This window comes from Ruegeria sp. BHSB196 (genome assembly GCF_059613135.1).
The window spans coordinates 1-22065 of the sequence record NZ_JBXWRY010000010.1 but is presented as its reverse complement, the minus strand read 5'-3'; the positions used below and the strand labels follow the sequence as shown (position 1 = coordinate 22065).

Sequence of the window (22065 nt, the reverse complement as noted above, 5' to 3'; positions counted from 1 at the left end):
CGTTAACCCTGTTCACCCAAACCTGCTGCAGAGCAAGTGCACCGGGGTTGGGCGATGAGCGATCAGAACCTGCAGAGACTGGTATCGGCCCTGCCCGTTCCGTCCGCCGAGACACGCGAGCCGCTGGGCCGGTATCTGGTCGAGCGGGGCGTCATCACGCCGGAGCGGCTTGGCCAGGCGCTGGCCATGCAGGAGCGGCTCAACGCCCCCATCGGTGAAATCCTGATCGCGGAAGGCTGGGCCGATCCGGCGGACGTTCTGGCCGCGCTGGCCGCGCAGAACGGTCTGCAGGTCGCGGACCTCACCGCACCGGCACCGGCGCCGGAACTGTGCGCCGCGATGCCCGTTTCGTTCTGGCTGGCGCACAATGCCGTGCCTTGGTTCCGGCTGGGGCCGATCGTCTTCGTCGCCATCGCGCGGCCGGACCGGTTCGAGCCGGTGCGCGAGGCCCTGTCCGAGGCCGGGATCACCGCCCTTCCGGTCCTCGCCTGGCCCGACCAGATCGACGCCGCCATCGCGCACCGGTTCTCGCCGCAGCTGGCCAAGGCGGCGGAAGAACGCGTCGATGCGGCGCAGAGCTGCCGGAACTGGACGCTGATCTCGCGCCTGCCGGCGGTGCTGATCGCGCTGTTTCTGCTCGCCGCCGCCGTGGCCTATCCGCTGGCCGCCCTGGCCGTCGCGGCGGCAGTGGCGGTGGGGACGCTGGCGCTGTTCCTGTCGCTGCGGATCATCGGCATCGCCGGGCATCTGTCGGGGCACGCCCTGATCGACGCGCCCGGCGCGCCCGCGGCCGGGCCGGACCCGGACGGCCGGCTGCCCCATGTCTCGGTGCTGGTGCCGCTCTACAAGGAGCGCGAAATCGCTGGCGATCTGGTGCGCCGGCTGAAACGCCTGACCTATCCCAAGGCGTTGCTGGACGTGATCCTGGTGCTTGAGGAAAAGGACGAGATCACCCGCAAGGCGCTGGACTCGGCGCGCCTGCCAAGGTGGATGCGGGTGATCGAGGTGCCCGACCGGAACGGCCTGACCACCAAGCCGCGCGCCATGAACTATGCGCTGGATTTCTGCAGGGGCGAGTTCGTCGGTGTCTGGGATGCCGAGGATGCGCCGGTGCCGGACCAGATCGAACAGGTCGTCCGGCGCTTTGCGCGCGCGCCTAAGGATGTGGTCTGCCTGCAGGGGGTTCTGGACTACTACAACCCCCGGACCAACTGGCGCAGCCGATGCTTCACCATCGAGTATTGCAGCTGGTTCCGGGTCATCCTGCCGGGCATCGCCCGGCTCGGGCTGGTGGTGCCGCTGGGCGGCACCACGCTGTTCTTTCGCCGCCGGGCGCTGGACAGGCTGGGCGGCTGGGACGCCCACAACGTGACCGAGGATGCGGATCTGGGGGTGCGGCTGTGCCGGGCCGGATACCGGACCGAGGCGATCGACACCGTGACCTATGAAGAGGCGAATTTCAGGCCCTGGCCGTGGGTGCGGCAGCGGTCCCGCTGGCTGAAGGGATTCATGATGACCTATCTGGTCCACATGCGGGCGCCGCGCCAGCTGCTCGCCGATCTGGGCTGGAAGCGGTTTCTGGGCTTTCAGGCGTTCTTTCTGGGAACCGTGGGGCAGTTCCTGCTGGCGCCGGTGCTGTGGTCGTTCTGGCTGATGGCGCTGGGGCTGGACCATCCGCTGACCGGGGTGGTTCCGCCGCAGGTCGCCGCGGCCTGCATCGGGCTGTGTCTGCTGGCCGAAGCCCTGAACCTGGTCGTCGGTCTGCTGGCGGTGTCGTCGCGCCGCCGCAGGTTCCTGATGCCCTGGGTGCCGACCATGATCCTGTATTTTCCGCTGGGCGTCGCCGCCGCCTACAAGGCGCTGTGGGAACTGGCGATCCGGCCCTATTTCTGGGACAAGACCCAGCACGGCCAGGCGGGCGAGGAACACGTGCCCGCGTGAGTGTCAGGCCCGTTCGCGCTTGTCCGCGTCCTGCTTGAGCCGGGTCATGAAGGCGATGGAGATGTGATCCTTGAGCGCCTTTTCGGCCGCCTCCTCGTCGCGCGCCGCGATGGCCTCGACGATGCCCTTGTGCTCGCCCTGCGCGACCTCGCCGCGCCCCTGCGCCGCCAGCGAGGTCGTCGCCATCAGCGCCATGGTGCGATGCACCAGGTCGAGCTGCTGCACGAGATAGCGGTTGTGCGAGGCCAGGTGGATCTGTTCGTGAAAGCGCCGGTTCGCGCGCGAAAGGGCGTTGGGATCGCCCACCAGCGCGTCATCCGCCGCCACCATGTCGCGCAGCACCCTGATCTCTTCCTCGGTGGCGTGGCGGGCCGCCAGCCGTGCGGCCAGACCCTCGAGCTCGCGCCGCACCACGTAGAGCTCGGCCATCTGGTTGTGATCCAGCGACGCCACGATCAGCGACCGCCCGTCGCGTTCCAGCAGCGATTGCGTTTCCAGCCGCTGCAGCGCCTCGCGGATGGGCGTGCGCGAGACCCCGAACCGCTCGGCCAGTTCGCTTTCCACCAGGCGGTCCCCCGGCTTGTAGATCCCCACGTCGATCGCTTCGAGGATCAGGCTGTAGGCATCCGTGTGGCTGTGGCGGCTCTGGCTCATCTTGTCGTGGTTCTCCCTGTTCGGACCTGTCTATCCGTCGGGCGGGGGCGCAATCAAGATTGAAAACCCGCCGCAACCGGCCTACACCCACGGCATGGTCAAACCGGCTTTCGCTCATGTCACGCAATGGGTGTTCGATCTCGACAACACCCTCTACCCGCCGCAGATGCGCCTGTTCGACCAGATCGAGGTGCTGATGACCCAGTATGTCATGGACGCGCTTGGGGTGGAACGGGACGAAGCCGACCGCCTGCGCAGCCAGTACTGGCGGCAATACGGCACCACCCTGGCCGGGCTGATGGCCGAGCACGATCTGGATCCCGAACCCTATCTGCACGCGGTGCACCAGGTGGACATGAGCCACATGGCGCCCGACGCGGAACTGGCGGCGCTGATCCGCGGTCTGCCGGGGCGGCGGATCGTCTACACCAACGGCAGCGCGCCCTATGCCGAGCGGGTTCTGGTCGCGCGCGGACTGGCCGGGCTGTTCGACGCGGTCTATGGCGTGGAGCACGCCGGGTATCGCCCCAAGCCCGAGCGGGTCGCGTTCGAGGCGGTGTTCGAACGGGACGGTATCACCGCCGAAACCGCCGCGATGTTCGAGGACGACCCGCGCAACCTGGCCGCGCCGCACGAGATGGGCATGCGCACCGTGCATGTCGCGCCCGAGCCGCATGCGGCGGATCACATCCATCATCACACCGACGACCTGACCGCCTTTCTGGCGCGTCTGGTCTGAGCCGCCGGCTGCGACGATCTGCACCTGATCGCGGGTCGGCGCGGCCCCTATATCCGGTGCAGCGACGAACAGAACGGAGACCCCGATGAGTGCTGCGGACATGCCCCGCCGCCTGCCCCTGTGGCAGCGCCTGATCTTTGCCGTGCCGCTGTTTGGCTGGATGGCGCGCGACGTTGCCAAGGGCGGCCCCGAGGAATTCGGGTATTTCGCCGTGGCCCTGGTGAGCATGTGGGGCTGTTCCGCCCTGCTGTTCGGGCTGCCGGGCCTTTACATTCCGGCGCTGGCCATGGTTCCGGTGATGTTTCTGGTCCTGATCCTGATCTCCTACGGCTAGGGCGGCGGGACAGGATGTCACTTGGCGTCCGGACCGCATCGGCCCTAGGGTCCGCAAGCAACGGAGGCAGAGGGAACGATGCAAAGCTGTGACATCCTGATTTCAGGCGGCGGCATTGCCGGGCTGACGGCGGCGGCGGCCTTTGGCGCGGCGGGGTTCGACGTGATTTGCGTCGATCCCGCGCCGCCGATCACCGAGCGCGATGCCGAAGGGTCCGACCTGCGCACGACCGCGTTCCTGCAGCCGGCGCGCGGAGTGCTGGAGCAGTGCGGGTTGTGGGAGCGGCTGGCGGAACACGCGGCCCCCCTGCAGATCATGCGGATCGTCGATGCGGGCGGCGACCGGCCCGAGCCGCGCGTGGTGCGGGATTTCAACGCCGCCGACATCTCGGATCAGCCGTTCGGCTGGAACCTGCCCAACTGGCTGCTCAGGCGCGAGATGGTGGCGCGGCTGGCCGAGCTGCCCAATGTCGATTTCCGCCCCGGCACCGCGACCACCAGCCTGTTCACCCGGCTGTCAGAGGCGCGCGTCGGGCTCAGCGACGGCAGCCGCATCCGCTGCAGGCTGGTGGTCGCGGCGGATGGCCGCAATTCGCCCATGCGCGAAGCGGCCGGCATCGGCGTACACACGATGCGCTATGGCCAGAAGGCGCTGGCCTTTGCGGTCACGCACCCGATCCCGCACGACAATGTCTCGACCGAGATCCACCGTTCGGGCGGGCCGTTCACGCTGGTGCCGCTGCCGGACTGGCAGGGGCAGCCCTCGTCGGCGATCGTGTGGATGGAGCGCGGGCCGAAGGCGGTTGAGCTTCTGGACCTGGAACGCGACGCCTTCGAGGCCGCGATGACCGAACGCTCCTGCAGCCTGTTCGGAAAGCTGACGCTGGCCTCGCGCCGGACGATCTGGCCGATCATCAGCCAGTCGGCCGAGCGCCTGTCGGGCGAGCGGATCGCGCTGATGGCCGAGGCCGCGCATGTCGTGCCTCCCATCGGCGCGCAGGGGCTGAACATGTCGCTGGGCGATCTGCGGACCCTGCTGGATCTGGCTGAGGCGCGGCCCGAGGGGCTGGGCGATGCCGAGATGCTGAACGCCTATCACGCGGCGCGCCACCGCGAGATCGCGTTGCGGGTCCAGGGGATCGACCTGCTGAACCGCGCCTCGATGGTGGAGGCGCGCCCCTTGCGGGACGCGCGGGCGATGGGGCTGAGCGCGCTCTATTCGCTGGCGCCGGTGCGCAAGACGCTGATGCAGATGGGCCTCGGCGTGCGCTGAGGCCCGGCCGGCATTACAGCACCTGGTCCAGAACCCTCTTGAGCCGGGCGATGGTGCCCTCCACGTCATAGAGCTTGTCGAGCCCGAAGAGCCCGAGGCGGAAGGTGCTGAAGCCTTCGGGCTCGTCGCATTGCAGCGGCACGCCCGCCGCGATCTGCATGCCCAGGGCCGCGAATTTCCTGCCGTTCTGGATCTCGGGATCCGCGGTATAGCTCACCACCACGCCCGGCGCGCCGAACCCTTCGGCCGCGACCGAGGTCTCGCCCTTGTCCTTGAGCATCGCCCGCACGCCGTCGCCCAGCGCCCATTGGGCGTCGCGCAGTCTGTCGAAGCCGTAGGCGCGGGTTTCCAGCATGGTGTCGCGGAACGCCCGCAGCGCGTCGGTCGGCATGGTGGCGTGATAGGCGTGGCCGCCGTTTTCGTAAGCCTGCATGATCTGCCGCCACTTCCTGAGGTCGATGGCGAAACTGTCCGACGCGGTGTCCCCGAGCCTTTTCTCGGCGCGTTCGGACAGCATCACCAGACCGGCGCAGGGCGAGGCGCTCCAGCCTTTCTGGGGGGCCGAGATCAGGACATCGACGCCGGTCGCCTTCATGTCCACCCAGACGCAGCCCGAGGCGATGCAATCGAGCACCATCAGCGCGCCCACCTCATGCGCCGCGGCGGCCATGGCGGTCACGTAGGCGTCGGGCAGGATCACCCCGGCGGCGGTTTCCACATGCGGGGCAAAGACGACATCCGGGCGCTGGTCGCGAATCGCGGCGACCACCTCTTCGATCGGGGCCGGCGCGAAGGGTGCGGGGCTGGTGTTGCCGGTCTGGCGCGCCTTGAGCACGGTCGCGCCGGCCGTCAGCCCGCCGGTCTCGAAGATCTGGCTCCAGCGGTAGGAGAACCAGCCGTTGCGCACCACCAGCACATTGGCGCCGCGCGCGAACTGCCGCGCCACCGCCTCCATCGCATAGGTGCCGCCGCCCGGAATCACCGCGACACCGTCGGCAGCGTAGACCTCGCGCAGCATATCCGAGATGTCGCGCATCACCTGCTGAAAGGCGGCGGACATGTGGTTGAGCGAGCGGTCGGTGAAGACCACCGAGAATTCTTCGAGCCCCTGCGGATCGACGGTTTCGAGCAATGCCGGCATGTTCGGTCCCTTCTGATGGATTGGCCACCCCGTGACGGTAGCGTTGCACCGGGTATAGACGCAATCCGCCAATCCGCAGCACTGTATTCGACGCGAAAACCGGGAAACACGGCACCGGAAAAGGCTTCGGCCCGCCGGGGACAAGCGGCGCAATAGGCCGGGACCGTTTTCGGCATCGCGACAATCGGTGTCCCGAAACCCCCCATTTTCCGCGAATTGACGGCAAAGGCGGTCACGGCGTCTTTACACCTTGGCGTGTTTCTGGGCAGATATTTGCAGCCAGAACATGAATGTACGGAGTTGGTAACAGGTGACTGCGCAGAAGCGGATCAGTTTTCAGAGTGTTCGGGACGAGGTCAAGAAAAGGATCGAAAACCGCATCTGGCCTCCGGGCTGCGTGCTGCCGACGGAAACCGAATTGGCCGAGGAATTCGGCTGTGCCCGCGCCACGGTGAACCGGGCGCTGCGCGAACTGGCCGATCAGGGCTTCGTCGAGCGCAAGCGGAAGAGCGGAACCCGGGTCAAGCGCGCCCCGTCGAAACAGGCGCGGCTGGAGATCGCCCTGACCCGTCAGATCGTCGAGGACCAGAACGCCGAGTATCGCTATGCTCTGGTGGAGCGGCATATCGCCGCCTGCCCGGCCTGGCTGGCCTCGCAGATCAAGCTGCCGCAGGACGCGCGGGTGCTGCACCTGCTGTGCATGCACTATGCCGATGACCACCCGTTCCAACTGGAGGAACGCTGGATCAACATCGCCGCCGTGCCCGAGATCGAACATGCCGATCTCAGCGCCTCGGGGCCGCATGAATGGCTGCTCAAGGCCGCGCCCTTCACGGATGCCATGGTCGCCTTTTCCGCGATCACCGCCGACAGCCGCCTGGCCGAGTTCATGGGCACGACACCGGGCGCCGCCCTGATGCAGACCGAGCGGACCACCTGGCTGAGCGGCAAGCCCGTCACCTTTGCGCGCATCACCCACCATCCGGGCTACAGGATCTGCAGCCGGTACTGACGCCGGCTAACCGATCGGTCCCGGCAGGCGCTCCTCGCTGAGCAGGACGTTGGCCTCGACCTCGCCGGCGCCGGGCAGGGTCATGATCCGCCGCCGCAGCACGCGCTCGAAATCGCCGAGATCGCGGGCCACGACGCGCAGGCGGTAGTCGTAGAGCCCCAGCACGTGTTCGACCGTCTGCACCTCGGGGATGGCGCTGACCGCGCGTTCGAAATCCTCCAGGCTCAGCTGGCCCTTGCGCGCCAGCTTGACGCCGAGGAACACGGTCACGCCAAAGCCCAGCGCCTCGGCATTCAGCCGCAGCCGCCGGCCCTTGATCACGCCGGCCTGTTCTAGCCGCCGGATGCGCCGCCAGGTGGCCGGCTGCGACAGGCCGAAACGCCGCCCCAGGGCGCCCGCGCTTTGGGTGGCGTCCTGCGCCAGAGCGCGCAGCAGCCTGCGGTCCAGATCGTCCAGTTCGATCATACCGGCAGCACCTCGTCCCGCTTGAGGCGCGCGATGTGCATCAGCGCCTCGATGTCGGCGATATGCGGCAGGGTCAGGATGCGGTCGCGGTAGAGTTGCTGATAGTGCGGCATGTCCCGCGCGATCACCGACAGGCGCACGTCCACGCGGCCCAGGAAGGTCTGGATTTCGAGAACCTCGGCCACCTGCCGGGCGGCGGCGGTGAATTCGTCGAAGGCGCGGGGCTGCGTCTTGTCGAGGGTGATGCGCAGCGACACCTCGACCGCATAGCCCAGCGCCGCCCAGTCGATCACCGCCTCCTGCCCCTGTATGATCCCGGCGGCCTGCATCTTCTCGATCCGCCGCCAGCAGGCGCCCGCGCTGATCCGGCAGCGTTCGGCCAGTTCGGCGGTCGAGAGGCTGGGCTCGGCCTGGAAATGGCGCAGGAGGCGCCGGTCGATGTCGTCAAGCATGATCGTTTCGCTGTTTTCCGTTTTGACGAATGGATTTTCTCATTTTCCCTGAATACCCGATGCGGGTGCTCTCGCCAATAGCCCGGCCCACCGGTAAAAGCACGGCAATCGAAACAGAAAGGACCGGCAAAAATGCGCGTCTATTACGATCGCGATTGCGACATCAACCTGATCAAGGACAAGAAAGTGGCCATCCTGGGCTATGGCAGCCAGGGCCACGCCCACGCGCTGAACCTGCGCGATTCGGGCGCCAAGAACCTCGTGGTCGCCCTGCGCGAAGGGTCCGCCTCGGCCAAGAAGGCCGAAGCCGAGGGGCTGCAGGTGATGGGCATCGCCGAGGCCGCGGCCTGGTGCGACGTGATCATGTTCACCATGCCCGACGAATTGCAGGCCGAGACCTACCGGAAATACGTGCATGACAACATCAGGCCCGGCGCGGCGATCGCCTTTGCCCACGGCCTGAACGTGCATTTCGGCCTGATCGAGCCGAAAGAGGGCGTGGACGTCATCATGATGGCGCCCAAGGGCCCCGGCCACACGGTGCGCGGCGAGTATGTCAAGGGCGGCGGCGTGCCCTGCCTGGTGGCGGTGCATACCGATGCGTCGGGCAAGGCGCTGGAAACCGCGCTCAGCTACTGTTCGGCCATCGGCGGCGGCCGGTCGGGCATCATCGAGACCAATTTCCGCGAGGAATGCGAAACCGACCTGTTCGGCGAGCAGGCGGTTCTGTGCGGCGGTCTGGTCGAGCTGATCCGCTGCGGCTTCGAAACCCTGGTCGAGGCGGGCTATGCGCCCGAGATGGCTTATTTCGAGTGTCTGCACGAGGTGAAGCTGATCGTCGATTTGATCTATGAAGGCGGAATCGCCAACATGAACTATTCGATCTCGAACACCGCCGAATACGGCGAATATGTCTCGGGTCCGCGCGTGCTGCCCTATGAGCAGACCAAGAAGGAGATGAAGGCGATCCTGCGCGACATCCAGACCGGCAAGTTCGTGCGCGACTTCATGCAGGAAAACGCCGTCGGCCAGCCGTTCTTCAAGGGCACCCGCCGCCTGAACGACGAACACCAGATCGAGGAAGTCGGCAAGAAGCTGCGGGCGATGATGCCCTGGATCTCGGCCGGCAAGCTGGTGGATCAGGAAAAGAACTGACGCGAACCGTCAGACGGTGAGCCGGGGCGCCCGCAAGGAAACGGGCGCCCCTTTTTCGTGGGTCCGATTTATTTCTTGCCGCATTCGTGCTATGATTGTTTTTGCTTTTGTTTGTGTTTTCTTTCCTCTCCAAGGTGATTTCTATGACCGATCCGATCCTTGACGCCTTGCGTCCCCAACCCACCGGCGGCCTGATTGTGACCTTCAATCAAGACGTTGACCTTGCAACCCAGATCAATGCGCTGGAAAACAACGTCGGAGCGGGCGTGCGCGCCTTTTCCGCCGGGCAGGAAGGCATTGAGTTCGACGACACCACCCCGGCGCTTGTGCTGGAGGATGTGGGCATTGCCGTGATCTCGGAAAAAAGCGACACCGAAGGCGCCCAGGCCCGTTTGAGTCTCGATGAAACAGTCGAAGACGTTCGGCCCGAATTCTGGATGTTCGACACGCAACCGCCATACGATGACACGGCCGACCGGACCTGGGGCATCGCGGCAACCGGGGCCGAGACCTCGAACCACACCGGAGCCGGTATCAAACTCTGCGTTCTGGACACCGGGCTGGACCTGCAACACCCGGATTTTTCGGGGCGCTCGGTCACGTCGCGCAGCTTCGTGCCCGGCGAGGCCGTACAGGACATACAGGGCCACGGCACCCATTGCGCAGGCACGGCATGCGGCCACAGCGACACGCCCGGCATTCCGCGCTATGGCGTCGCCACCGAGGCGGAGCTTTTCGTCGGCAAGGTTCTGAACAATTCCGGCTCGGGCCGCGAACGCGACATCCTCGCCGCGATGCTCTGGGCCATTCAGGAAGGATGCGAGGTGATTTCGATGTCACTGGGCCGGGCGGTGCGTCCGGGCGAGCCGCACAGCCCGGAATACGAACGCCTTGCGCGGATGGCATTGGACCGCGGGTCGCTGGTGGTGGCAGCGGCCGGCAATGAAAGCCGCCGCAACATCGGGTTCATCGCCCCCGTCGGCGCACCGGCCAATTCACCGTCGGTCATGGCGGTGGCGGCGCTGGATCAAAACCTGAGGGTGGCCGATTTCTCGTGCGGGGGGATCAACGGCAATGGTGGCGCAGTGGACATTGCCGCCCCCGGAGTTTCGGTGTTCTCGTCGGTCCCACGGCCTCGAAACTATCGCGCGCTACCAGGCACCAGCATGGCTTGCCCGCATGTGGCGGGTCTGGCGGCCCTTTGGGCCGAGTCCGACCCGAAACTGCGCGGGCAGGCACTCTGGGATCAATTGATCCGAACCGCGGCCGACGTGCAGCTGCCACCGCGCGATGCAGGGGCGGGGCTGGCACAGGCCCCTTCGACGCTGTCCGCGTGAACCTTGCACAGACTCGCGCGAAGACCCACATTGGACTCGGTTGCAACACCAACTGATCGAAAGCGAGTCACGGCAATGTCGAAAGTGTCCGTAAAGGTCGTCGTGGACGACGTGCATGTGGAAAGCGGAGACATGCTGGAGGAGGAACTGCGCGACCTGGGGCTCGATATCGAAGAAGTCATCCCCGAAATCGGCGTGGTATTCGGCACTGCCGAGGAAGAAGCGGTCGAGAAAATCCGCGCCCTCGAGGGCGTATCCACGGCGGGGAAAGAGCACCACTATCAACTCCCGCCCCTGTCGGACGAAATTCCCCAGTAGCAATGCCCGAAATGTGGTATCAGGGTTGACCCCGGCGATGGACCGGGGTCTCTTGCGCGGCGCAGGGATGCGGAGTCGCGCTTGGACAATCCTCTGGAAATTTCCCCGAAAAGCTGGCTCATGGTCGCCATTCTGGGCTTTGTCTGGGGTGGCACCTTTCTGATCATCGAACTGGTGCTGCAGGACATGACGCCGTTCTGGCTGGCCGCCTATCGCATCGGGTTCGGGGCGGTGCTCAGTTGTGTCGTCTGGCAGGCGCTGGGCGGCAGGCTGTTCGCCGCGCCGCTGAGCCGCGATGCGCGGATCTCGCTGGTCGTCATCGCGGTACTCAGCTCGGCCCTGCCGTTTTCGCTGATCTCCTGGGGTCAGCAACATGTCACCTCGGGGTTCACCGGCGTGTCCATGGCCTCGATCGCGCTGATGGTGCTGCCGCTGGCGCATTTCTTCGTCCCCGGCGAGCGGATGAGCCTGCGCCGCGCCCTGGGGTTTGCCATCGGCTTTGCCGGCGTGTCGGTGCTCATCGGCGCGCAGGGCTTCGAAAGCACCGGCGACGCGCTGGAATTTCCCGGCCGCCTCGCCTGCCTGTCGGCCGCGGCCTGCTATGCGGTGGCCTCGGTGCTGCTGCGCCGGCTGCCGCCGGTCGATCCGATCGGGCTGTCAACCGTGCTGCTGCTGATCGGCGCGGTCGCGGTGATCCCGCTGGCCTGGGCGGTGGAAGGGCCGCCGCCGGTACCGGGGCCGCGGACCCTGTGGCTGGTAGCGTTTCTGGGCATGGTGCCGACCGCCGCCGCCAACATCCTGCGGGTGACGGTGGTGCGCACCGCCGGGCCGGTCTTCATGAGCCTGACCAACTACCAGGTGCCGGTCTGGGCGGTGGTGCTGGGCGCGGTGTTTCTGGGCGAGCCGCTGCCGCCCGCCCTCATCTGGGCGCTGCTGCTGATCCTGTCCGGCGTCGGGCTCAGCCAGTACGGCGCCTTGCAGCGCCTGTTCGGCCGGGGCTGAGGGGCGTCACGCGTCAACCGCTCCGGCCACCGCATCGACCACGGCCCCGACGGTGCGTTCCAGCAGCGCCTCGTCCTCGCATTCCGCCATCACTCGGATCAGCGGCTCGGTGCCCGACTTGCGGATCAGCAGACGCCCCTTGCCGTTCAGCGCCCCTTCGGCCTGGGCGATGGCGTCCTGCACCGCCGGCAGGTCGAGCGGCGCCTGCCCGGCGGCAAAGCGCACGTTCTTCAACAGCTGCGGCACCGGCGTGAACTGGCGCGCCAGCTCGGACGCGGAGCGGCCCGACAGCAGCATCTCGGCCAGGAAATGCAGCCCGGCCATCAGCCCGTCGCCGGTCGTGGCGTAGTCGCTCATCACGATGTGGCCCGATTGCTCGCCGCCCAGGTTGAAGCCGCCCTGGCGCATCCGCTCGACCACATAGCGGTCGCCCACGGCGGTACGCTCCAGCCGCAGGCCGCGATCGGTCAGGAACCGTTCCAGCCCCAGATTGGACATGACCGTGGCCACCAGCGCCCCGCCCTTGAGCTGCTCCTCGGCGGCCCAGCGCGCCGCCAGAAGCGCCATCAGCTGATCGCCGTCGGCGACCGTGCCGGTCTCGTCGATCACCACGACCCGGTCCGCATCGCCATCGAGGCAGATGCCCACATCCGCACCGTGGGCGACCACGGTTTCGGCCGCGACCTGCGGCTGGGTCGAACCGCAGCCCAGGTTGATGTTCTTGCCATCCGGCGCCACGCCCACCGGGATCACCTCGGCCCCCAACTCCCACAGAACCTCGGGCGCGGTGCGGTGGGCCGCGCCGTTGGCGCAGTCGATCACCACCTTCAGACCGTCCAGCCGCAGGTCGCGCGGCAGCGAGGATTTCACCCGCTCGCCATAGCGGAACCGCGCGTCGTCCACGCGGCGCGCGCGCCCGATATTCTGCGCCTGCGCCGGTTTCACCCCTTCTTCGATCAGCCGCTCGATCTCGAGTTCCGCCTGATCCGACAGCTTGTAGCCATCCGGTCCGAAGAACTTGATGCCGTTGTCCTCGGCCGGGTTGTGGCTGGCCGAGATCATCACGCCCAGATCGGCCCGCATCGAGCGGGTCATCAGCCCGACGGCCGGGGTCGGCACCGGTCCCAGCAGCAGCACGTTCATCCCGGTCGAGGTCAGCCCGGCGGTCAGGGCGTTTTCGAACATGTAGCCCGAGAGACGCGTGTCCTTGCCGATCACCACCCGGTGCACGCCGGAGGCGTCGCGGCGGAAATACCGCCCGACCGCCGCCCCCATTCGCAGGGCCATTTCCGCGGTCATGGGATGGGAATTGGCGGTGCCCCGCACCCCGTCGGTTCCGAACAGCTTGCGCATCTTCACTCTCCGCTTTTCGCCGGCACGCAACGATTACCGGACGGCGGCCCAGAGGCGCAAGGCTTGAACCGTCTGGCGCACGTCGTGCACCCGGACAATCTGAACGCCCTGCGCGATACCCGCCAGCGCCACCGCGATCGATCCCGGCGCACGGGCGTCGGCGCGCGGTTCCTTGCCGATCCGGCCGATGAATCCCTTGCGCGAGACCCCCAGAAGGATCGGACATCCGATCCCGTGGAACAGGCCGAGATTGCGCAGCAGGGTCAGATTGTGCGTCTGGGTCTTGCCGAAGCCGATGCCGGGGTCGATCACGATCCGGCTGCGGTCGAGGCCCAGCGATTCGAGCTTGGCCACCTGGCCTTCGAGGAAATCGTAGACGTCCAGCAGCACGTTTTCGTAGCGGGGATCCTCCTGCATCGTCGCCGGATCGCCCTGCATGTGCATGACGCAGACCGGCACCTGGCGGGCGGCGCAGAGCGGCGCCAGGTCGGGATCGAAGACGAAGCCGGACACGTCGTTGACCAGACCCGCGCCCGCCGCCAGTGCCGCGCCGGCGACCCGGGACTTGCGGGTGTCGATCGAGATGGCCACGCCGGTTTCCGCGCGGAGGGCCTGGATGACCGGCACGGCGCGGGCGATTTCCGCCTCGGCGGCGACGGTTTCGGCGCCGGGGCGGGTGGATTCGCCGCCGATGTCGAGGATGGAGGCCCCGTCCGCCACCATCCGCAGCGCCGCGTCGCGCGCCGTTTCGACCGTGTCGTGGCGACCTCCGTCCGAGAAGCTGTCGGGCGTGACGTTGAGGATGCCCATGACCTGCGGCCGGCCCATGTCCAGACCGGCGACGGGCGCGCGCGGGGCGGTCAGCCGGTCCAGCGCGGCGCGGGCGATTTCGGCCGCCGGAACGATTTCGGACGGCGCGTCCCGGCGCAGGCGCTCGGCATGGGTGAACCACAGCCCCGTGCCCGCCAGCGGCAGCGCGCCGGGCGGCCGGGCGGTCCCGTGCTGAACCAGCGGTCGATAGTAGCCCGTCAAAGCCGCGTCTGCTCCACCGGTACGGCGCGCAGCGGCACGCTGGCCTCGGACGGCAGGTCGCCGCCGATCACCAGCATCTCGCTCGCCTCGAAGGTCGCGGCGAACCACGCCGCCAGCGCCACGGCGTCGGCCGGTTTGGCCGAGGGTCCATCGACCGCATCCAGCACGATCTTGGACGGCGCCCAGACGCAGATCTGGCCGTTCTTCATCGCCCAGTCGAGTTCGGTCCGGGTGGCGACCACCACGCAGCGGGGATCGCGGGCCGCCAGAACCCAGGCGTTCTGCTCGATGGCCAGCAGGTCGATCCGGCGCTGGGTCATCGCGTGGCCGGTCTGCGGCACCGGCAGGGGCGCCGCGCCGACGCAGAGGATCAGCGGACGCCTGCGGTTCTCCAGCTGATCGATCCAGGCGGACAGGTTGTCCGAGGCAATCGCCTCGTTCGACAGATAGACCAGCCGCGGATGCGGGCGCTCTTCGATGATGACATCGTGATGGATGGCGTCCTTGCCGCGCACGATCTCAACCCCAAGCGCACCGGGTCCGCGATCCAGTTTTTCAATGCGCACAAAAGCTCTTACCGCCTGAGGTTCAAGCAGAATCCGTTCGGCGATGCGTTCCGCGAGGGTTTCCAGCAGGTTCAGCCGCTCGGCGGCCAGTTCATGGGCGATGGCCTCGGTCACGCGGTCGTAGGACAGGATGCGGTCCACGTCGTCATCGATCGGGCCGGTCATCGGCTTGACCTCGACCACGATGTTGAAACAGACGCGCTGGGTCGTGCCCCGTTCGGCCTGAAAGGCGCCGATTTCCACCTCGACCACATGGTCGCGCAGCGAAATCCGGTCCAGCGGGCCGCGCGGCGCGGTGGCTTCGGACCGCTCGGAAGGATGCGCAAAGGCGAGGCGGATTTCGGAACTCATGGGTCTTGCCTTTTCGGCTCGGGTGACAGGTCCGCCCAGAATAGACGGATCGGCGGGCCTATAACAGCTTCGCAAACGCCACACCAGCAGCGGAATGCGGCGTCAGGAGACCCTGATCCAGCTCATCATGCCCGAAGCCGCGTGGCCGAGCATGTGGCAGTGCAGCAGCCAGTCGCCCGGATTGTCGGCCACCAGAGCGATCCGGCGGGTCTCGCCGCGCTGCACCAGGATCGTGTCGCGCCACGGGCCGAGCCGGCCGTCGGGCAGCACCGGGCGGAAATGGTGGCCGTGCAGATGCATGCCGTGCGGAAAGGCGGTGTCGTTGACGAAATCGATCCGGTGCAGGCTGCCGCGTTCTGCGTCGATAAACGGGGCCTCCGGGCGTTCGGCAAAGCCGTTCAGCGCCCAGAACCGCCCCAACTCGGCCAGGTCGCGGCCGCTGAGTTCGGTGTCTCCGATCCGGGCCCTGTCCAGCCACCGCATCGCGCCGCCCTGCATGCGCATCTCGTGCAGGGGCGCCGACGCCAGGTCCGCGATCTCGGGCATCGGGTTGGGGGACAGGGGGCCGGGCGGCGGGCGGCGGGATCCGGTCCGGGGGTCTGCGGTTTCGAACCGGACCAGACCGTATCCCCCGTCCCGCTCGAGGCTGACCAGGCTTGCGGTCTGCCCGGTTTCGGCGGTCACGTCCACGATCAGGTCGGCCCGCTGGGCAGGCGCCAGGGTCAGGTTTTGCGTCAGCGCCTCGGGTCGTTCCAGGGGCATTCCGTCCAGCGCCACGATCCACCCGTCCAGCCCGTCGAGGCCGAGATCGAAGATCCGGGCGTTGGCCGCGTTGATCAGCCGGAGCCGCAGACGGTCGCCCTGCCGCACCTTGTAGGCGGGGTCGAAGCGGCCGTTGACGGTCAGAAGATTGCCGAGGCGCCCGGCATGGCTGAGATCGTGACCGTTGTCGAACCCATCGACGATCTGGCCGGTGTCCGGGTCCAGCCGCCAGTCATCCACCATCAGAACCAGGTCGCGGTCCACGTCGGGCGGGGCCGGCTCATCGACGATCAGCGGTCCGTAGAGGCCGCGCGCCACCTGCTCCATCGAGCGGTTGTGGGAGTGATACCAATAGGTTCCGGCATCGGGCACGACGAAATCATAGTCGAAGCCCTGGCCCGGCCCGATGGCCTCCTGCGTCAGGCCCGGCACCCCGTCCATCGCATTGTCGATGCGGATGCCGTGCCAGTGCACCGCGGTGGGCTGGCTCAGGGTGTTGATCACCCTGCGCTGAATCCGGCCGCCCTGCACCGCCCGGATCTCCGGTCCGGGCGCGCTGCCCTCGAAGCTCCAGATCCGCGTCGGCGCGTATCCGTCCGGCGCGATCTGCTGCATCGCCTCGCGCACTTCGAGTCTGGGCAAGGCCGCGCGGGCGTGTCCCGGCAACAGCGCCATGGCCGCCGCCGCCGTCAGAACCTGTCGTCGGGTGATCGTCATCGCGGACCTCCTGGTCCGCACTATAGACGCCCGCGCCGCCGGCGCCAGCCGGCTTCCAGCGCGGGTGCGTCAATCAGTTGCTGCTGGCGGTGCGGTAGTTGTGGCGATAGAAGATGTGCACACCGATCCGCGCGGTTTCCTTGTAGACCCGCGACCAGGACGGGCGCACCGCCTTGGTATGGTAATGCGTGGCGCCGTCGGTCAGATCGTCGGCCACACCGTCGATGGCCAGACGGGCCACCTTGGCCACCCGCTCGTAGGCCTTCTTTTCGGCGATCACTTCCTTGCGGCCGTCGCAGGTATAGGTGAACTGGCACTGATACTTGCGCCCGGTGCCCTGACGGATCACGCCGCACAACGTGTCGGGAAACCGCGCGTTCTCGACCCGGTTCAGGATGACCTCGGCCACCGCGAACTGGCCCTTGACGCTTTCGCCGCGCGCTTCGAAATACAGCGCCTCGGCCAGGCATTTCCAGTGTTCGTCGCCGGAGGCCCTGGGGCGCTGGTCCAGCCATTCGCGGGTGTAGCTCACGGTGATCGGCTCCGGCTCCTGCCGCGGCTTGAAGAGTTTCAGATATTCGCGGAAACGCTGCCCCGGCGGTTCGTTCCGCGTCACCAGTTCCTCTTTCCCGGTGGTGTAGGCCGATTCCCGTTCCGCGACGGACTCGCTCGGCAGCATGAATGCGGCAATAACCGCCGCGGCGGTGATTAAGCGTATCATCAGAAAACCTCGCACAGGCACTTTACGCGCCATACCCTCCCCCGGCGGGCGCGACGAGGCTCTTAACTCATCAAACGTCTGAGGTCCAGTTCCTGGGAAAAAGCAAGAGGATTCTTGCCCGTCCGGCCAAAAATTTTTGTCCGCAGGTCCATCCCGAAACCACAAAATCTTGAGAAGAAACCGCGAGTCAACCCCCAAGTCTGGACGAAATCGCCAGTTGAGCGGCAGCCAGCCGAGCGACCGGCACCCGAAAGGGCGAACACGAGACGTAATCGAACCCCGCCGCACGGCAGAACGCGATTGATTCGGGGTTGCCGCCATGCTCGCCGCAGACCGACAGCACGATGTCGGGCTTGGCCGTGCGGCCGCGTTCGACGCCCAGTTTCAGCAACTCGCCCACCCCGTCCGCATCCAGAACGTGAAACGGATCCTCGACGAACACGCCCTGGCGGACATAGGCCGACATGAACCGTCCGGCATCGTCGCGCGACAGGCCATAGGTCATCTGGGTGAGGTCGTTGGTGCCGAAGCTGAGAAAGGCGGTATGGGGCGCGATCTCGTCGGCGCGCAGGCAGGCGCGCGGCGTTTCCACCATGACGCCCAGCCGATAGTCGAACTCGACGCCCCGTTCCGACGCGACCGCCGCGGCCACGGCGTCGATGCGGGTCTTGACCAGTTCCACCTCGCGCTTGGCCGAGACCAGGGGGATCATCACCTCGGGCACGACCGGCGCGCCGTCCTTGCTGGCTTCCAGCGTCGCCTCGAAGATCGCCCGCGCCTGCATGTCGTAGATCTCGGGCAGGGTCACGCCCAGACGCACGCCGCGCAGCCCCAGCATCGGGTTGTATTCGGACATGGCGGCGACGCGGCGTTCGACATCCGACACCGGCAGGTCCAGAGCCTCGGCCAGTTCGCGCTGCCCTGAACGGGTGGTCGGCAGAAACTCGTGCAGAGGCGGGTCGAACAGGCGGATGCAGACGGGCTGACCCTCCATGATCCGGAACAGCTGCACGAAATCCTCGCGCTGCATCGGCAGCAGCCGTTCCAGAACCGCGGCCCGGCCCGACGGGGTCTGGGCAAAGATCATCTCGCGCATGACGGTCAGGCGGCCGGGCTCGAAGAACATGTGCTCGGTCCGGCACAGGCCGATGCCCTGGGCGTTGAAATTGCGCGCGGTCTGGGCGTCCGCCGGCGTGTCGGCATTGGCCCGGATGCCGATGTCGCGTTCGGCATCGGCCCAGGCCATCAGGGTCTGGAAACTGCCGTCCTGCGCGGCTTCGAGCATCTCGGGCTCGCCCGCCAGCACCTGCCCCGAACTGCCGTCGATGGTCAGGATGTCACCGGTCTGAAATATGCGCCCGTCCGGGGCGACCAGTTGCCTCTCCTTCATCCGGAACCGCATGTCCGACGCCCCGACGATGCAGGGCACGCCCATGCCGCGCCCGATCACCGCCGCGTGGCTGGTCATGCCGCCCTTTTCGGTCAGGACGGCGGCGGCGGCGTGCATCCCGCGCACGTCCTCGGGCGAGGTTTCGCTGCGGACCAGGATGCAGGCTTCGCCGCGGGCGGCGCTGGCCTGGGCCTCGGCCGAGGTGAACACGATCCGGCCGGTCGCCGCCCCCGGGCTGGCGCCGATGCCGGTCGTCAGAACGTCGCGCCGGGCATCGGGGTGCACCTGCCGGTGCAGCAATTCGTTGACCGAATGGGGATCGATCCGCATCACCGCCTCCTGCGGGGTGATGATGCCGTCTTCGGCCAGCCGCACCGCGATCTGCACCGCCGCGCGCGCGCTGCGCGGCACGCGCACGCCGTCGAGGATGTGCACGTGGCCGTTCTCGATCACGAATTCCACCTGCATTTCCTCGCGCAGCTTCCGGCGCATCAGCGCGGCATGTTCCCTGAGCGCGGCGAAGGCCTCGGGCGCCACGTCTTCCAGCGACCGGCCGCGCGGATCCTTTTCGAGGTAGAGCGCCGCGACCCCCTCGCCCAAAGCATCGCGCCCCTGCGACTGGCTGAGATAGCGGCCGGTGATCTGCGGCATGCCCGTGACCGGATCGACCAGTTGCAGTACGCCCGAGCCGCATTCGCTCGGCCCGACGCCGGGGATCATCTCCTGCACCACCAGGCCCAGCCCGGCATCGGCGGGGGCGCCCTTGGCCTGCCGCAACAGCCGGGCCGAGGTGCCCTCCCACGCGCGCGCCATCGACCGCAGGACGGCGCTCAGCTGTTCGCCGCGATCCTGCGGAAAGCTCTCGTCGGTTTCGTCCTCGTAGGCGCGCAGCGACAGGCGCAGACCCTCGCGCCCGTCCGCCTCGATGTCGTCGAACACGTCCGGGTCCAGCCGCGCCACGTGGATCGCATAGCTCTGCACGAAGCGCAGATAGAGCGCCGCCGCCGCCTCGGCCCCCATCGTGTCGGACAGATCGACATAGCGCGCGTCGTTCATGCCGATGTTCAGCACCGCGCCGGGCCCGCCCCAGTCGGGATCTTCGGAACTGGGCCGCACGCAGAGCAGCGAGGTCGGATCGAACTGCCCCAGGATTGCGTCGAGATCGGGCATCCGGCCTTCGGCGATCCGATGCACCGCGTTGAACGACAGGGCCACGGTGCGCGGCACCGGCAGGTCCAGCCGCACCAGGCGCTGCAGGCATTTCGCGCGCCCGCCATGGGTGGCGGTCGCGATCGGCGCCTTGGGGGTGACAAGGGTCGTATCCGGATTATTCTGCACTGCGGCACCCAATTGTTTCACCGCAGCATAGGCGCCTGCGCCCGTGGTGCAAGTGCGATCTGGACCGCGCCGTGCGCCCCCGGCTCAGCCCTCGATCCGGCCCAGATCCGCGACCGTGTTGCAGATCCGGCGGATCTGGCTCAGCAGGTTCAGCCGGTTGCGGCGCAGAACCTCGTTGTCGGTATTGACCTGCACATCCTCGAAAAAGGCGTCGATCGGACCGCGCAGCGCCGCCATCGCCGACATGGCGGCGGGAAAGTCCTCGGCCTCCAGCGCCGGCGCGATCCTGCCCTGCGCCGCGTCAAGGGCGGCGAACAGGGTCTTTTCGCTGTCGGTTTCGGCGAATTTCGGGTCGGCGCCGAAGGAGTATTCCACCCCGTCCTTTTCCTCGGCCTGGGTCAGGATGTTGTTGGCGCGCTTGAAGCCCTGCACCAGGTTCTCGCCATCCTCGGTGGCGATCACCGCATTCAGCGCGCGGGCGCGCTTGACCAGCAGGGTGAGGTCGTCGCTGCCCTCCATCGCGATGCAGGCGTCGATGATGTCGTGGCGGATGCCCTCGTCACGCAGGAAGACCTTGAGGCGGTCGTGGATGAAGGAGAGCAGATCGTTGGAAAGGTCGGGCACCTGTTGTCCGACCTGTTCGAGAACTGAGTTTTCGCCCAGTTTCTCGCGGACCGAACGGTATGCGGCTCCGAACACGCCGCGGTCAGCGATTTCCTCGATCAGATCCCGAAGGGCGTCATCGCCGTTCGCATGATACTTGTGCCGCAAGAGCTGCGCGTCGATGAAGCGATCCAGGCGCAGGCGCAGATCGTTCTCCAGAGCCAACCGGATCACCCCCAGCGCCGCCCGCCGCAGGGCGAACGGGTCTTTCGAGCCGGTCGGCTTTTCGTCGATCGCCCAGAAGCCGGTCAGCGTGTCCAGCTTGTCCGCCAGCGCCACCGTGACCGAGAGCGGCGCGGTGGGCACGTCATCCGACGGTCCCAGCGGCGAATAATGCTCCTGCGCCACTGCGGCCACGGCGGCGTCCTCGCCCGCCGCCTCGATGTAATACCGGCCCATAAGCCCCTGAAGTTCGGGGAATTCATAGACCATTTCCGAACTGAGATCGGCCTTGGCCAGACGCGCCGCCTTTTCGGCCTGATCCGGGTCGGCGCCCGTCATTGCCGCCAGTTCGCGGGCCAGCGCGGCGATGCGGTCGATCCGCTGGGCCTGGGTGCCCAGCTTGTTGTGGAAGGTCACGTTTTCCAGCGCGCGCGTCCATTGCGCGATGTCCGATTTGGCCGCCCGCAGGTCGTTGTCCCAGAAGAACTTGGCATCGGCCAGACGGGCCGACAGCACCTTCTGGTTGCCGGCCAGAATGGTCGCGCCATTGTCGGCGGTCTCGCGGTTGGCCACGGTGACGAACCGTTCGATCCGACCGGTTTTCGGATTGCGGACCGAGAAGAATTTCTGGTGTTCCTTCATCGAGGTCTGCAGCACCTCGGGCGGCAGGTCCAGGAATTCGTCGTCGATCTGCCCCATCAGCACCACCGGCCATTCGACCAGCCCGGCCACTTCGGCCAGCAGGCCCTTGTCCTCGACCACCTCCAGCCCGGCGGCAAAGGCCAGGTTCTGCGCGTCGTTCCAGATATGCGCGGCCCGGTCTTCGGGCGACAGCATGACCGAGGCGCGCTTGAGCTTTGCCTCGTAATCCTCAAAGGATGTTACGGAAAACCTCCCCGGCGCCATGAAGCGGTGCCCCTCGGTGGTATCGCCCGACGCGATGCCTTCGATGGTGAGCGGCACCACCTGCGCCCCGGCCTCGTCGGTGAGGATGCACAGGATCGAATGCAGCGGGCGCACCCAGCGCAAGGCGGAATTTCCCCAGCGCATCGACTTGGGCCAGGGGAAATTGCGGATCGTGGCCTCCAGCACCTCGGCCACGATCCCGGCCGCCGGCCGGCCCGGTTTCTCGAGCGTGGCGAAATAGACCGCGCCCTTGGGCGTCTCGCGTTCCTCAAGCTGATCGCG

The 22065-nt window shown here is 67.3% G+C and carries 20 protein-coding genes; 9 read left to right on the top strand and 11 right to left on the bottom strand.

The window, feature by feature from the left end:
* Positions 1 to 54 precede the first annotated feature (54 nt).
* Positions 55 to 1941, top strand: coding sequence for a glycosyltransferase (locus tag AC2FNJ_RS07625; RefSeq protein ID WP_496763622.1), 1887 nt, complete (start codon positions 55 to 57; stop codon positions 1939 to 1941).
* Between the two features lie 3 nt (positions 1942 to 1944).
* Here the strand turns inward: AC2FNJ_RS07625 and AC2FNJ_RS07620 are convergent, their stop codons facing one another.
* The gene (locus tag AC2FNJ_RS07620) at positions 1945 to 2595 is read right to left on the bottom strand and encodes a GntR family transcriptional regulator (protein WP_496763621.1); all 651 of its coding nucleotides are present in this window, start codon (positions 2593 to 2595) and stop codon (positions 1945 to 1947) included.
* 94 nt (positions 2596 to 2689) lie between these two features.
* On the opposite strand from AC2FNJ_RS07620, the gene AC2FNJ_RS07615 reads away from it, so the two are divergent.
* The 3 genes from AC2FNJ_RS07615 (at position 2690) to AC2FNJ_RS07605 (ending at position 4940) form a co-directional block, all read left to right on the top strand.
* Positions 2690 to 3334, top strand: coding sequence for a pyrimidine 5'-nucleotidase (locus AC2FNJ_RS07615; protein ID WP_496763693.1), 645 nt, complete (start codon positions 2690 to 2692; stop codon positions 3332 to 3334).
* 85 nt (positions 3335 to 3419) lie between these two features.
* Positions 3420 to 3668 carry a hypothetical protein gene (locus tag AC2FNJ_RS07610; protein WP_496763620.1) on the top strand — a complete coding sequence of 83 codons (249 nt, stop codon included), beginning with the start codon at positions 3420 to 3422 and terminating at the stop codon, positions 3666 to 3668.
* 78 nt (positions 3669 to 3746) lie between these two features.
* Positions 3747 to 4940 carry a UbiH/UbiF family hydroxylase gene (locus tag AC2FNJ_RS07605; protein WP_496763619.1) on the top strand — a complete coding sequence of 398 codons (1194 nt, stop codon included), beginning with the start codon at positions 3747 to 3749 and terminating at the stop codon, positions 4938 to 4940.
* 13 nt (positions 4941 to 4953) lie between these two features.
* Here the strand turns inward: AC2FNJ_RS07605 and AC2FNJ_RS07600 are convergent, their stop codons facing one another.
* The gene (locus AC2FNJ_RS07600; protein ID WP_496763618.1) at positions 4954 to 6081 is read right to left on the bottom strand and encodes an aminotransferase class V-fold PLP-dependent enzyme; all 1128 of its coding nucleotides are present in this window, start codon (positions 6079 to 6081) and stop codon (positions 4954 to 4956) included.
* A 310-nt stretch (positions 6082 to 6391) separates the two neighbouring features.
* On the opposite strand from AC2FNJ_RS07600, the gene hutC reads away from it, so the two are divergent.
* Entirely contained in the window at positions 6392 to 7093 is a 702-nt protein-coding gene (gene hutC, locus AC2FNJ_RS07595; protein WP_496763617.1) for a histidine utilization transcriptional repressor HutC, read from the top strand.
* Between the two features lie 6 nt (positions 7094 to 7099).
* Here the strand turns inward: hutC and AC2FNJ_RS07590 are convergent, their stop codons facing one another.
* Both AC2FNJ_RS07590 and AC2FNJ_RS07585 read right to left on the bottom strand, forming a co-directional pair.
* Positions 7100 to 7558, bottom strand: a complete 459-nt coding sequence (locus AC2FNJ_RS07590) for an Lrp/AsnC family transcriptional regulator (protein ID WP_496763616.1) — start codon at positions 7556 to 7558, stop codon at positions 7100 to 7102.
* The gene (locus AC2FNJ_RS07585; protein ID WP_496763615.1) at positions 7555 to 8010 is read right to left on the bottom strand and encodes an Lrp/AsnC family transcriptional regulator; all 456 of its coding nucleotides are present in this window, start codon (positions 8008 to 8010) and stop codon (positions 7555 to 7557) included. The genes AC2FNJ_RS07590 and AC2FNJ_RS07585 overlap by 4 nt, the downstream gene beginning before the upstream one ends.
* A gap of 132 nt (positions 8011 to 8142) precedes the next feature.
* On the opposite strand from AC2FNJ_RS07585, the gene ilvC reads away from it, so the two are divergent.
* The 4 genes from ilvC to AC2FNJ_RS07565 all read left to right on the top strand — a co-directional run bounded on the left by ilvC (position 8143) and on the right by AC2FNJ_RS07565 (position 11822).
* Positions 8143 to 9165, top strand: coding sequence for a ketol-acid reductoisomerase (ilvC, locus tag AC2FNJ_RS07580; protein WP_496763614.1), 1023 nt, complete (start codon positions 8143 to 8145; stop codon positions 9163 to 9165).
* 143 nt (positions 9166 to 9308) lie between these two features.
* Positions 9309 to 10502 (top strand): S8 family peptidase, encoded by a 1194-nt coding sequence (locus AC2FNJ_RS07575; protein WP_496763613.1) that lies wholly within the window; start codon positions 9309 to 9311, stop codon positions 10500 to 10502.
* A 75-nt stretch (positions 10503 to 10577) separates the two neighbouring features.
* Positions 10578 to 10820, top strand: a complete 243-nt coding sequence (locus tag AC2FNJ_RS07570) for a hypothetical protein (protein WP_496763612.1) — start codon at positions 10578 to 10580, stop codon at positions 10818 to 10820.
* A 120-nt stretch (positions 10821 to 10940) separates the two neighbouring features.
* Positions 10941 to 11822, top strand: a complete 882-nt coding sequence (locus AC2FNJ_RS07565) for a DMT family transporter (RefSeq protein WP_496763692.1) — start codon at positions 10941 to 10943, stop codon at positions 11820 to 11822.
* Between the two features lie 6 nt (positions 11823 to 11828).
* Here AC2FNJ_RS07565 and glmM read toward each other — a convergent pair whose 3' ends face one another.
* The 7 genes from glmM to glyS all read right to left on the bottom strand — a co-directional run.
* On the bottom strand, positions 11829 to 13175 hold the full coding sequence (gene glmM / locus AC2FNJ_RS07560; RefSeq protein ID WP_496763611.1) for a phosphoglucosamine mutase: 1347 nt from the start codon (positions 13173 to 13175) through the stop codon (positions 11829 to 11831).
* 33 nt (positions 13176 to 13208) lie between these two features.
* Positions 13209 to 14207, bottom strand: a complete 999-nt coding sequence (gene folP, locus AC2FNJ_RS07555; protein ID WP_496763610.1) for a dihydropteroate synthase — start codon at positions 14205 to 14207, stop codon at positions 13209 to 13211.
* Positions 14204 to 15124 carry a dihydroneopterin aldolase gene (locus AC2FNJ_RS07550; RefSeq protein ID WP_496763609.1) on the bottom strand — a complete coding sequence of 307 codons (921 nt, stop codon included), beginning with the start codon at positions 15122 to 15124 and terminating at the stop codon, positions 14204 to 14206. Before AC2FNJ_RS07550 ends, folP begins: the two co-directional genes overlap by 4 nt.
* Before the next feature lie 102 nt (positions 15125 to 15226).
* Entirely contained in the window at positions 15227 to 16603 is a 1377-nt protein-coding gene (locus AC2FNJ_RS07545; protein ID WP_496763608.1) for a multicopper oxidase family protein, read from the bottom strand.
* 73 nt (positions 16604 to 16676) lie between these two features.
* The gene (locus AC2FNJ_RS07540) at positions 16677 to 17324 is read right to left on the bottom strand and encodes a cell wall hydrolase (protein WP_496763607.1); all 648 of its coding nucleotides are present in this window, start codon (positions 17322 to 17324) and stop codon (positions 16677 to 16679) included.
* Positions 17325 to 17511: 187 nt separating this feature from the next.
* Complete coding sequence (locus tag AC2FNJ_RS07535) at positions 17512 to 20073, bottom strand: putative PEP-binding protein (protein WP_496763606.1); 2562 nt, start codon at positions 20071 to 20073, stop codon at positions 17512 to 17514.
* Positions 20074 to 20136: 63 nt separating this feature from the next.
* The coding region (glyS, locus tag AC2FNJ_RS07530; protein ID WP_496763605.1) for a glycine--tRNA ligase subunit beta at positions 20137 to 22065 on the bottom strand (1929 nt) is incomplete at its 5' end.